Genomic DNA, 11,761 nt, shown 5'->3' with positions numbered 1-11,761 from the left:
ACTTGACAAAGGAAGCCAGAAAGTTCAAAAGAAGAAAGCGATTATCGTGTTGATAATCGCTTTTTTTAGACTCTAATAAGGGAATTGACTTTTATAACCTTCGAATTGTGTCGTTTTTTGGCTGACTTTTTGATTTTCTGCTGGTTCCACTTGGTACCAGTCTTTTTGTTGCATGATCTGGTATAATTCCCAAGCTGCTTTATGGGTGTTATTTAGATGCTTTAATTGAATTTGGTAAAGCTGCGAAATGCTAGCTTCATGCACAGCAGTATTATAACTGTTGGAAAGATATTTTTCGGTTGATAAAATATCATTGATAAAGTCTCTATCAGTCATTTGTGGTGATTGCTGTGCATTTACCCCGATGTTTTGCTGTCCCATCTGTTGATTTTGCATGAGTATCGATCTCCTTATTGAATATAAGAATTTGATTGCATCTGTGACTGAGCATTTGTTCCATTCGCGGATTGTAAGCATTGTAGAAGCTCTTGATAATGTTGTTGATGCATCGCGCCAATTTTATTGATTGCTGCTTTTACTTGAGGATCTTGAACTTCACCCGCGAAATGATTACATTTTTTAAATGCAATCAATTCCCAAGACATTTCATCGCTAAGATAAGAAAGATCTTTCGAAGAAATCTGCATAAGAAAACACTCCCTTTGTGGTTTACGATCATACTGTAACCAAAAAGAGAGCATTTATACCTAACTATGATCTGCGTTTTCTGCGTATAAATACGATTGCCAAGCCGATAAATCCAATCAAAATAAGGTAAGGCAGAGCTTTGGCAAGGTAAATAACTAATAATTGTAAGCCAATACCCATATCGGAGCAGGAATTAATAAAGCTTCGAATGACTGCTTGCAGAAAAGAATTTTTTGTTTGTGGTAGCTGGAAAGTAGATGTTTTTAATTCAACTGTAACTGTAGAATAAGCAACATGGTATTGTAAGTATTGTTGTCTTGCTGTAAGTTGTTCCAGCTGCTCTTGTACATTTCCCAGTGTTGTTTCAATATCCAACAAATCACTAGTTGTACTTGCTTTGTTCATCATGGAAAGTAAACGTGTTTCCATCGCCTTTTTGGCTTTGATTCTCGCTTGCAGGTCTACTAATTCTTCTCCAACATCTTCTCCTGATATTTGTACACTAGCTGGATTTTCTGATATCTTTTTAATGTGATCTAAAAAGATTTGGAATTTATTTTGTGGTACATGGTAAGTGATACGAATTTGTTTCATATCGTAATCTGTTGTTTCTGAACTATTGACTAAAGCAGCGGAAAACTGCTTGGTAATTTCATCTAATTTCTTTTTTGCGAAATCGAGTTTATCCACTTGTAATTGGATATCTGCTTGGTAAACCATTTGCTGTGATCTTTCCGTTATTTGACTGTTCGAAGAAGGGATTGAGTTTGTTGTACTGCTCTTTTCTGAATTTGCCTGCATGTTAGGTGAATAGGAGGAATTTACATTTTCATCCTGATAAGAACCGAATAGATAGCTCCCAATCATGACAAAGATAATAATAATTGCAAAGGTAGACCAAATCTTTTTTTTACTCAAAACTTTAGACCCCTTTCCTGATGGAGGTATTTCATGTTGTACGAAATTAATCTTGAAAAAATTCAGAGCCAGCTTCATTACTTACAAACTTGTATAGAAGTAGTGAAGGATGTGAAGTCAACTCGAAATAATGTAGAAAAATTTGCTGTTATGCGAGCTTTTCATATCGGAGTAGAATGTGTGATTGATGTTGGAAATACCATCATTGATGGTTTTATTATGAGAGATCCAGGTGGATACTCCGACATAATAGATATTTTAGAGGATGAAAAAGTGATTTCTACCATTTTAGCAAATGATTTAAAAAGTTTTGTGAAATTGAGGGAACAATTGGTCAGAAATTATGAAGAAGTTTATGAAGAAGAACAGTTGCAGCCTTATATGAGAAAACTCAATGTGTTTTCCTTGTTTATTAAACAAGTTATTCTTTTTCTAGAGAAAGAAAAAGCGGCTGGAAATGTATATGTTCCCTAACATCCATCATGTATCACTCCCATTACCTTTCTCTCTCAAACAGATTAGTTCTTATGTGATTGAATGGGAAGGGAAATTAACGATTATTGATACTGGTTTACATACGAAAGATACTGAAATGGCTTGGATGGAATTTTTTCAAAGACAGAATTGGCATTGGCGCCAAGTAGAAAAAATTATTTTAACTCATTATCATCCAGATCACTATGGATTTGCTGGTGTACTTCAGCAATGGACTGATGCTCCTGTTTGGCTTGCCAAAATAGAATATGAACAGATCCAACGATATTGGCATACTACAAAAGGTGAACCTTCCCTGATGGCTGATTTATTTTTTCAATATGGTTTTCCAGAAGAAAAGTTGCCAGCAATAACCAGGCATATGGAAGGTTTTCGAAAGGTAATCGAACCTCACCCAATTGAATTTAAGTGGTTGGAAGCCGATCAAATGATCACAGTTGGAAACATGGATTACCAATTGGTAGAAACACCTGGACATTCCGATGGACACTTGAGTTTATACGAAGGGAAAAATGGGATATTATTTGCTGGAGATGTACTTTTGCCAAAAATAACACCTAATATTCCTTTTATGCCATACAGTGATCCGAACCCATTAGCAACTTTTTTTACAACATTGGAAAAGTTGAGCAGTTTTGATATAAATGTTGTTTACCCTGGGCATGGATATCCTTTTCACACTGCCAGTAAGAGGATAGGTGAATTGAAACGGCATCACGATATCCGTTTACAAGATATGGTTACGATGCTGCGAGAGAATCACCTAATGACAGCTTATGAAGTATGTGAGAAGTTATTTTTTCATCGCAAACTAGATACTCATAATTTGCGATTTGCATTTTCAGAGACGATCGCTCATCTCGAATTTTTACGATGCGAGGCGATTATTCAACGAATCGAGAAAAATGGTATTTTTATTTATCACATGTAAAAGAAACACCCGTGGAATTCCACGGGTGTTTCTTTTTTATTCAATCATATTTGTTCCTAAATGACGAGTGTGAGCAAGCCGAGAAGCTGCTGCTGCAGCGACTGCGGCAACCAAATCATCTAAATAGGTATGTATTTTCCCATCATTTTTGCTATTTAGGCGACATAAAATACCGGGTTTCAGCCTGTCGATATATCCAAAATTGGTGAAACCAATACTTCCATATACATTAAGAATAGCTAGTGAAATCACTTCGTCAATCCCATATAAACTTTCGTCAGCACGGAGCATTTGCAGTAGCGGCTCTCGCAAAATTTCTTTTTCCGCTAAAATATCCAGTTGAATACCTGTTAAGATAGCATTTTGCACTTCTCTTTTGGTAAGCACAGTTTGGACGTTTTCAATGCATTCTGCCATTGTTACATCAGGAATATAGTCTATTTGCAAAAAAAAGGTCAACTCCGCTATTTCTTCTATTTGTACACCTCTTTCTTCTAACCACAAATAAACAGTCTGTTCTAGTGGTGTCATTGATTATGCCCCTTCCAACTTTTTTATTATTTTTGCCGGAAGACATAATGATATCCTGCAAAATCATGGAAAAAGATGGTTTTCTAAATAGTGAATTTATTATACGATAAAGAGATAGAGAGGAGCTAAGATATGAATAAAAAACCGAATTTTGTGCCTTATATTCCTGCGAATAAGTCTTTACCTGAACTTACTGTCATTGCAATTATAATTGGGTTTGTATTAGCGATTGTATTTGGTGCTGCCAATGCTTATTTAGGGTTAAAAACAGGATTGACTGTAAGCGCTTCTATTCCAGCTGCAGTAATATCAATGGCTATTTTAAGAGGATTGTTTCGAAGACAATCGATTTTGGAAAATAATATCGTTCAGACGATGACTACAGCTGGTGAAGCACTTGCAGCTGGAACAATTTTTACGCTGCCAGCACTTTTTTTTATTCATGCAGCTCCGAATCAAATAACAATAACCTTTATTGTTTTAGTAGGGGGATTTCTAGGAGTTTTTATGATGGTTCCTTTACGGAGAATGTTAATCGTTAGGGAACATGAAATTTTACCGTATCCAGAAGGAACGGCTTGTGCAGAAGTATTGAAGTCTGGAGAACAAGGCGGCAGTCAAGCAAAAATGATCGGGCTTGGTTTTGGAATTGGTGGTTTGTTCAAACTTGTAGGAGATGGATTCCATTTTTTTAAAACCTCTATTGAAACTGGTCTGGGAAAGTTTAAGTTTGCTACATTGAGCATGGATACGATGCCAGCACTCCTTGGTGTTGGTTATATTATCGGTCCAAGGATTGCAGGGCAGATGATTGCAGGCGGTTTGCTGTCTTCTATTGTTTTTGTCCCCTTGATTGGTTTTTTTGGTTCCAGTAATCCTGCAGCTATTTTCCCAGCAATTGCACCAGTAGGCAAACTAACGGCTCACGATATTTATGTCAATTATATTCGTTATATAGGTGCAGGAGCAGTAGCTACAGGTGGTTTGATTACTCTTTTAAAAACATTACCTTTATTATTTCGGACGATTGCAGATACTTTTTCAGGTTTGCAAAAAAAGAGCAAAGATAATTTGCATACTTTTGAAAGAACAGATCGAGATATTCCTAGTAAAGTTACATTGATCGGTATTGGGCTTTTGGTATTGATTATCGCTTTTTCTCCTTTTACAAATGTAGGGCTCATTGGTGCTTTTTCAATTGCAATATTCGGTTTTTTATTTGTTACTGTTGCTTCACGTATTGTGGGAATTGTTGGAAGTACATCAATGCCCGTCTCTGGTATGACGATCGCAACTCTACTAGTTGTTACGATGCTTTTTAAAGCATCGGGTATGACTGGACAGAGTGGAATGGTAGCTTCTTTAATTGTTGTGGCAATTGTTTGTGTGGCACTTGGAGTTGCAGGGGATATTTCACAAGATTTAAAGACAGGATATTTAGTTGGTGGAACTCCATGGAAACAACAAGTGGCTATGATGATTGGAGTATTGTCGAGCGGATTATTTATCGGGATTATTTTGATATTATTTGATCGAAGTTATGGTTTAGGTTCTGATGCTTTACCTGCCCCAAAAGCGGCCTTGATGAAAATCATTGCCCAAGGTATTATGTCAAATGATCTTCCATGGGAATTTATATTCATTGGCGTTGCATTAGCAGTTACGATCGAATTTTTGGGACTAAATTCTTTGACGGTTGCTGTAGGCTTTTATCTGCCTCTCTCCGTGAGTGCACCTATTATGATTGGTGGAGTTGTACGTATTGTAAGTGAGTTATTTGCAAATCAAGAAGAGAAAGCCAGACGGGATCGAATAGGTACATTGTTTGCTTCAGGGCTTATTGCAGGTGAAGCATTAATAAGTGTTATTATTGCAATTTTAATTATACCTGGACTCATTAATCCAGACGCACCGGTTTATGTAGAAAGTATATTCTTGCCGTTTGGTTTGTTTCTTGCACTGGCATTATTTTTTGTTTGGGTAGTAAGGAAGAGAATAAATGAATAAAAATATATTAGAAATGAAACCAATGGTAAAAGATGAGATCATTCTAAAACAAACAAACGATACTTGTTGCTTTGTGTGTATTCCCAGAACCAATTGGCTTGAGAAGTTATCCGTTCGTTTTTTTAAGCAGCCGGATCATCATAAAATTCAATTGGATCCATTAGGTAGTTTTGTCATTCAATTATGCAATGGAAGTAATTGTGTAGGGGATTTAGAACAGAGACTCACACAATCGTTTGGGCAAAAAGCTTCTCCCATTAGAGAACGATTATTAACCTTTTTGTCGATTATGGAAGCAAATGGATGGATTGAATGGAGAGAACCATAAGGTCTCTCTCTTTTTTTGTCAGGTAGTTTCGACTATAATGAAAATAATTGGTAAAATTTAAATTCACAAAGGAGGCACATTTTTTGCATTTTTATATTAAAAAAAGATGGTTGTTTTTAACGCTTGCAGTCTTGGTAAGTATAGCGACTGGATATATTTATATAACATTTTTCCAAGAAAACAATGCAGAGAAGGTATGTTGTGAAAAACACTATTTGACTCCACCGAAAGTATTAACAATAACGGAATCTACACCTATCTCCAATCTAGATAGTTCAAAAGCAAATGAACAAATTACATACAATTTATTGAATCAAGTTCAAGAAGGACTAATGAGATTGGGGCCTAATAATACGCCGGTTTTAGGATTAGCCGAATCATATAAAGTTAGTTCCGATTACCGTACTTATACTTTTTCTCTTCGCAATAATGCAGTTTGGAGTGATGGGAAAACCGTCACTGCAAATGATTTTAAATTCGCGTGGGAGAGAGCATTATCTGCTGCAAATCAATACGAATATGCATTTTTATTTTTCCCAATACATAATGCTGAGAAATTTGCAAATGGTGAAATTGGATTTGATCAAGTCGGAGTCACTGCGCAAGATGACAAGCACCTTACGATTCAATTAGATAAACCTGATCCCAATTTTTTGAGTTTATTAACCCTGACACCTTTTTTACCCCAAAGAAGTGATTTGGTAAATAAATTTGGTGATGAATATGCATCTGCGCCAGAAAAAATGAGTTTTACAGGACCTTTTGTTTTAAAAACAGTTACTCCCAAAAAAGCAGTATTAATAAAAAATCGTAGTTATTGGGATCAGATGCATGTAAAATTGCCAGAAGTTGCTGTAAATATAAATGTTGATGCTGTTAAGCAAATGGCTTTATTTAAATCAGAATTAACTGGGATGATAAAAGTAGATTCTGACTACATTAAGGCAATTGATAGTAAATCAATTAAATACAATCCTAAAGCAGTAACGGATTTTTTGGAGATGAATGAGAATAACAATTTGTTAAAAAATGAAAAAATAAGAAAATCCATACAATTGTCTTTGGATTTAAATTCAATTATAAAAAAGCTCCCAAAGGAAATATCTGTTGCAAGTAATCTTGTACCCCGTATTAAAAAAGAAGATAAAGATAGAGCTTTATTTGTTTATCAGATAGAACAAGCTAGAGTACTTTTAAATGAAGGATTAAAAGAAATTAATAAAAAGCAATCTGATTTAGAAAAACTTACCCTCGTAACATATAATGATCGTCAATCAAAAATTTTAGCGAATGAAATAAAGAACAGCCTTAGCTTAATTGGCTTAGATGTAGAAGTAAGAGAATATGATGTGAATCAAAAGACAAACATTGAGGATAAGAATGAATTCGATCTGTCTATTGCTGAATGGTCTTTAAAATATCCGAATCCTATTGATTTTCTATCACTTTGGGTATCAAATAATAATTTAAACATCTCTGGATTTAAAGATGCCCACTACGATTCCCTGTTGGCTCATGCTAATTTAGAAGTTGATCCAACAAAAAAAGAGAAGCTATTTCAAGAAGCTGAGCACTATTTAGTTGTAGAAAAATCAGTGGTTATGCCATTGGTTTATGTGAACGATTTACGTTTACAAAAAGAATATGTAAAAAATATTTACTATCACCCGTTTGGAGCAGACTATTCACTTAAATGGGCAGCTTATAACCCTCCAAAAGCAATAGAGGCGACCAAATAGGCCGCCTCTTGTTACTTTAGAGTACTTGTTCCACTTCACGAACTTCAGGTATTTCTTCCATCAAAGCACGTTCAATACCCGCTTTTAGGGTAATAGTAGAACTTGGGCAACTGCCACATGCTCCGAGCAGACGAACGCGTACAATGCCTTCCTCCACTTCCACTAACTCCACGTCGCCACCATCACGTTGGATATAAGGGCGTAATTTATCTAAAATTTCTTGTACTTTTTCTTCCATCGTAGTGAATCTCCTTTCGGTGTAAAAATACATCATTGTTATTGTATGCCTTCTTTTGAAAGAAAGCAATGTGGCAAATTTATTCAAATTCCTGTTAAAATAAAGAATACGTTTTTAGGCTATTTCAAGGGAGTAAAGGACAATGGGAAAAATTTATGAAGGTATTCATGATTTAATCGGGAATACACCGATAATGAGGTTAAAATCTTTCTCATCTGATGCCAATATACTTGCAAAGCTGGAGTTTTTTAACCCTGGTGGGAGTGTAAAGGATAGATTAGGAGTTGCGTTGATTAAAGAAGGGAAGCGTTTGGGAAAGTTAAAACCAGGAGGAACGATTATCGAACCAACTGCTGGAAACACTGGGATAGGGCTTGCATTAGCTGCAATTGGCATGGATTATCAAGTAATATGTGTTGTTCCATCAAAATTTTCAATGGAAAAGCAAGAGATAATGCGTGCTCTAGGCGCAAAAGTGATTAACACACCAACCGAAAAAGGAATTAAGGGAGCGATTACGAAAGCAAAAGAATTAGCTGAAGAGATCCCTGCAAGTTATATCCCCCAACAGTTTGATAATCCTGCAAACCCCTTTGCTCATTATGAGACAACAGGTCCGGAAATCTGGCAGCAAACAAATGGGGAAGTAGACGTTTTTATCGCTGGTGCTGGATCATCTGGTACATACATGGGAGTGGCTCGATATTTGAAGGAAAAAAATCCAAATATCCGTTGTGTTATTGTGGAACCACAAGGTTCGATTATTGGTGGCGGGAAATCAGGCCCACATAAAACCGAAGGCATAGGAATGGAATTTTTCCCACCTTTTTTTGATCAGTCTTTAGTGGATAAAGTGTATACTGTTGATGATGTAAACTCCTTTGGCATGGTGAATAAACTAGCAGAACAAGAAGGATTGCTTGTTGGCAGCTCTGCTGGAGCTGCATGCTATGCTGCTGTTCAGGAAGAAAAACTTGCAGCAAAAGATGCTAATATTGTGGTACTATTTGCAGATGGAAGCGATCGTTATCTCAGTAAAAAGATCTTCCAAGGAGGAGAATGAGAATGAAAATAGATACAAAATTAATCCATGGCAGCCATTTAATGGATGATGAAACTGGTGCAGTAAGTATTCCGATCTATCAAGTATCGACATATAAACAAGATGAAGTGGGAAAACATCGGGGTTATGAATATTCTCGAACAGGCAATCCTACCCGTCAAGCTCTAGAAGACTATATTGCAGCTCTGGAAAACGGAGCGAGAGGACTTGCATTTTCCTCTGGTATGTCAGCAACAGGAACAGTACTTTCATTATTTCAACAAGGAGATCACATCATTTGCAGTGATGATGTATATGGGGGCACATTCCGCATTATGGATAAAGTGTTTACTCGTTTTGGTTTAGAAGTATCTTATGTAAATACAAGTGATCTCTCGGAAGTAGAAAATGCTTTTCAAGCCAACACAAAAGCTCTTTTTGTCGAAACTCCGACTAATCCGCTCTTAAAAGTATCTGATATTGCGGAATTGAGTAAGATAGCAAAGTCGAAACAAGCAATTTTTATTGTCGATAATACGTTTTATACCCCGTACTGGCAAAATCCGCTTGATCTTGGAGCTGATATTGTTGTTCACAGTGCAACAAAATATTTAGGTGGACATAGCGATGTCATTGCTGGTCTAGTCGTTACAAAAGAAGCCGAGTTGGGAGAAAAGCTTCATTTTTATCAAAATGCGATTGGCGGTGTTTTAGGGCCTCAAGATTCTTGGCTTTTGATGAGAGGAATGAAAACATTAGGGCTGCGAATGAAACAGCATGAGTTTGCAGCAAATAAAATTGCTGAGTGGTTATCCACGAAAGCTGAAAAAGTTTACTACCCCGGCTTAACTACTCATCCAAACCACAACATAGCGAAAAACCAAGCACGTGGATTTGGTGGTATGATATCATTTGATGTAGGAGATGGTGAAAAGGCAGCTCGGGCGCTAACGAGAGTGAAATATTTCACCTTAGCTGAAAGCTTAGGTGCTGTAGAGAGTCTGATTTCCATTCCAGCGAAAATGACTCATGCATCTATTCCTCCAGAAACAAGAGCAAAACTCGGTATTACAGATGGACTAATTCGAATTTCTGTAGGTATAGAAGACGTAGAAGATCTAATCAATGATTTGGATCAAGCTATCTTTGCATAAAGAGAGTTGACAACCATGATAGATTTGTATGTATATGGGGCAGAGCAAATTTGCCCTAGCTGTGTATCATTTCCATCTTCGAAGGAGACTGCTTCTTGGCTTCGCCACGCTATTGAACGGAAATATGGCGATCAAGTTATAGTTCATTATGTTGATATACATCAACCTAAGGACAGTGAGCAACAAATTTTTGCTAGAAGAGTATTAGAAGAAGATTTATGGTATCCTGTGGTTGTAATTCAAAATGAGGTAATTGCAGAAGGCAATCCGAAATTAAAAACAATTTATGATAAATTGGAGAAATTAGGGTTAGGGAAAAGTGATTGATCATGAGGCCACTTATTGAGTTTTGTGTCAATAATTTAACTTCGGATGTACTTGAGATAAAAGCAAAGCTCGAAAGCAACATGGATTTTGATGTTTTGGAGTATGGATGTCTTGGCAATTGTGGAATATGTGCGAAGTCACCTTATGCGTTAGTCAATGGAGAATTGATCTCAGCTGATACAGCCGATGAGTTATATAAAAAGATACTACAAGCATGTGAAGAGATGGAATTCCGTTTTTGATAATAAGCCTTGATTTTATTAATCAAGGCTTATTTGTGTATGCATTTATAAACAAACAAAAAGGGACAAATCAACCTAAAGAAGTAGTGCCCTTGGATAATAATATTCATAAGCTAATTCTTTTAATAGGGGATTATTGGTAAATAGTTTTAGGAGATTATGATTCAATATTCCACTGGAATATAATTCCTAAGTGTGTCAATCCACCACCAAAACCATAGAGCATAAGTGTATCTCCAGTTTGAACTTTTTCTGCTTTAATGCCTAAATCTAAAGCTAATGGAATAGATGCGGCAGATGTATTCCCATATTGTATTACACTTGTTAATGTTTGATTTATGGAAATGCCTGATTTTTCACAGATGGCTTCAATCATTCTTAAATTGGCACTGTGAGGAACAAACCAATTGATATCTTCTTTTGCATACCCTGTTTTATCAAGTAGTCTTTCAATTCCTTGTGGAACAGTACGCACAGCCCATTTATATACTTCTCTTCCATTCTGAATTATTTTCCCTGAACGATTTAATGAATTATTGCCGATAGAGTCAGAAAGATTTGTTCGATACAAATGAACTCCTCCTTGTCCATTTGTCCCCATATATTGTTCGATAAAACTAGGGTTTTCTGGATCGTATTCAATCAACAATGCACCAGCACCATCACCAAATAATATACAAGTTGTCCTATCCGTGTAATCTGTCACTTTGGATAATGTTTCTGTTGCCACTACTAGAATTTTTTTGTGTGCTTCAGAAGTAATAAGACTGTTGGCCATGTGCAGAGCATAAGTAAATCCTGCACATGTTGCATTTAAATCAAATGCGCCAGTAAAAGGAATGCAAAAATGGTTCTGAATTTGACATGCTACACTAGGAAAAATATGATCCGGGGTTGAAGTTGCGACAATGATACAATCAACATCGTCCAAACTCTTTTTATATCTCTGTATAAGATTTTCTATCGCTTTAAATGCTAGTACAGAAGAATATTCCGTTTCTCCTGCAATTCTTCGTTCTTTGATTCCTGTCCGCTGTGTAATCCATTCGTCACTTGTTTCAACCATTTTTTCTAAATCCTGATTCGTTAAAATCTGTTCAGGAACGTAGGTGCCAATTGCTGTTATTCGAGCTTTTGATTTCGCCATTTTATGTCCCCGTT

General features: G+C 36.3%; 15 protein-coding genes. 9 read left to right on the top strand and 6 right to left on the bottom strand.

Annotated features, from left to right (window positions below; translation table 11 throughout):
• Window positions 1–72: 72 nt before the first annotated feature.
• The 3 genes from AC5WOC_RS19355 to AC5WOC_RS19345 form a co-directional block, all read right to left on the bottom strand.
• On the bottom strand, window positions 73–396 hold the full coding sequence (locus AC5WOC_RS19355) for a spore coat protein (protein WP_496057057.1): 324 nt from the start codon (window positions 394–396) through the stop codon (window positions 73–75).
• Between the two features lie 14 nt (window positions 397–410).
• Window positions 411–647: a hypothetical protein gene (locus AC5WOC_RS19350; protein WP_496057056.1), complete on the bottom strand. Its 237-nt coding sequence runs from the start codon at window positions 645–647 to the stop codon at window positions 411–413.
• Between the two features lie 64 nt (window positions 648–711).
• A complete protein-coding gene (locus AC5WOC_RS19345; protein WP_496057055.1) occupies window positions 712–1,566 on the bottom strand; it encodes a DUF4349 domain-containing protein in 855 nt (284 codons plus the stop codon).
• Between the two features lie 33 nt (window positions 1,567–1,599).
• On the opposite strand from AC5WOC_RS19345, the gene AC5WOC_RS19340 reads away from it, so the two are divergent.
• Together AC5WOC_RS19340 and AC5WOC_RS19335 are read left to right on the top strand one after the other, a co-directional pair.
• The gene (locus tag AC5WOC_RS19340; RefSeq protein ID WP_496057054.1) at window positions 1,600–2,040 is read left to right on the top strand and encodes a DUF86 domain-containing protein; all 441 of its coding nucleotides are present in this window, start codon (window positions 1,600–1,602) and stop codon (window positions 2,038–2,040) included.
• Window positions 2,030–2,992, top strand: coding sequence for an MBL fold metallo-hydrolase (locus AC5WOC_RS19335; RefSeq protein ID WP_496057053.1), 963 nt, complete (start codon window positions 2,030–2,032; stop codon window positions 2,990–2,992). The genes AC5WOC_RS19340 and AC5WOC_RS19335 overlap by 11 nt, the downstream gene beginning before the upstream one ends.
• A gap of 36 nt (window positions 2,993–3,028) precedes the next feature.
• Here AC5WOC_RS19335 and AC5WOC_RS19330 read toward each other — a convergent pair whose 3' ends face one another.
• Entirely contained in the window at window positions 3,029–3,523 is a 495-nt protein-coding gene (locus AC5WOC_RS19330) for a phosphatidylglycerophosphatase A family protein (protein WP_496057052.1), read from the bottom strand.
• Window positions 3,524–3,655: 132 nt separating this feature from the next.
• On the opposite strand from AC5WOC_RS19330, the gene AC5WOC_RS19325 reads away from it, so the two are divergent.
• From AC5WOC_RS19325 to AC5WOC_RS19315, 3 genes are all read left to right on the top strand, one after another.
• A complete protein-coding gene (locus AC5WOC_RS19325; RefSeq protein WP_496057051.1) occupies window positions 3,656–5,530 on the top strand; it encodes an OPT family oligopeptide transporter in 1,875 nt (624 codons plus the stop codon).
• Window positions 5,523–5,858 (top strand): PqqD family protein, encoded by a 336-nt coding sequence (locus AC5WOC_RS19320; RefSeq protein ID WP_496057050.1) that lies wholly within the window; start codon window positions 5,523–5,525, stop codon window positions 5,856–5,858. The genes AC5WOC_RS19325 and AC5WOC_RS19320 overlap by 8 nt, the downstream gene beginning before the upstream one ends.
• A gap of 83 nt (window positions 5,859–5,941) precedes the next feature.
• The gene (locus AC5WOC_RS19315; protein WP_496057049.1) at window positions 5,942–7,597 is read left to right on the top strand and encodes a peptide ABC transporter substrate-binding protein; all 1,656 of its coding nucleotides are present in this window, start codon (window positions 5,942–5,944) and stop codon (window positions 7,595–7,597) included.
• Between the two features lie 16 nt (window positions 7,598–7,613).
• On the opposite strand, the gene AC5WOC_RS19310 is transcribed toward AC5WOC_RS19315, so the two are convergent.
• Window positions 7,614–7,835 carry a NifU family protein gene (locus AC5WOC_RS19310; RefSeq protein WP_160802915.1) on the bottom strand — a complete coding sequence of 74 codons (222 nt, stop codon included), beginning with the start codon at window positions 7,833–7,835 and terminating at the stop codon, window positions 7,614–7,616.
• 142 nt (window positions 7,836–7,977) lie between these two features.
• Here AC5WOC_RS19310 and AC5WOC_RS19305 point away from each other — a divergent pair, with 142 nt between their 5' ends.
• Genes AC5WOC_RS19305 through AC5WOC_RS19290 form a run of 4 tightly spaced genes read left to right on the top strand, consistent with a single transcriptional unit; the run spans window position 7,978 to window position 10,600 of the window.
• Complete coding sequence (locus AC5WOC_RS19305; RefSeq protein ID WP_496057048.1) at window positions 7,978–8,898, top strand: PLP-dependent cysteine synthase family protein; 921 nt, start codon at window positions 7,978–7,980, stop codon at window positions 8,896–8,898.
• 2 nt (window positions 8,899–8,900) lie between these two features.
• On the top strand, window positions 8,901–10,031 hold the full coding sequence (locus AC5WOC_RS19300; protein ID WP_496057047.1) for a bifunctional cystathionine gamma-lyase/homocysteine desulfhydrase: 1,131 nt from the start codon (window positions 8,901–8,903) through the stop codon (window positions 10,029–10,031).
• Window positions 10,032–10,046: 15 nt separating this feature from the next.
• Window positions 10,047–10,358, top strand: coding sequence for a DUF1462 family protein (locus AC5WOC_RS19295; RefSeq protein ID WP_496057046.1), 312 nt, complete (start codon window positions 10,047–10,049; stop codon window positions 10,356–10,358).
• A 2-nt stretch (window positions 10,359–10,360) separates the two neighbouring features.
• A complete protein-coding gene (locus tag AC5WOC_RS19290) occupies window positions 10,361–10,600 on the top strand; it encodes a YuzB family protein (RefSeq protein WP_496057045.1) in 240 nt (79 codons plus the stop codon).
• A 157-nt stretch (window positions 10,601–10,757) separates the two neighbouring features.
• Here AC5WOC_RS19290 and AC5WOC_RS19285 read toward each other — a convergent pair whose 3' ends face one another.
• Window positions 10,758–11,747: a ketoacyl-ACP synthase III gene (locus tag AC5WOC_RS19285; protein ID WP_496057044.1), complete on the bottom strand. Its 990-nt coding sequence runs from the start codon at window positions 11,745–11,747 to the stop codon at window positions 10,758–10,760.
• Window positions 11,748–11,761 lie beyond the last annotated feature (14 nt).

This window comes from Shimazuella sp. NTD247 (assembly GCF_059510415.1).
This window is presented reverse-complemented; position numbering and strand designations above follow the sequence as displayed.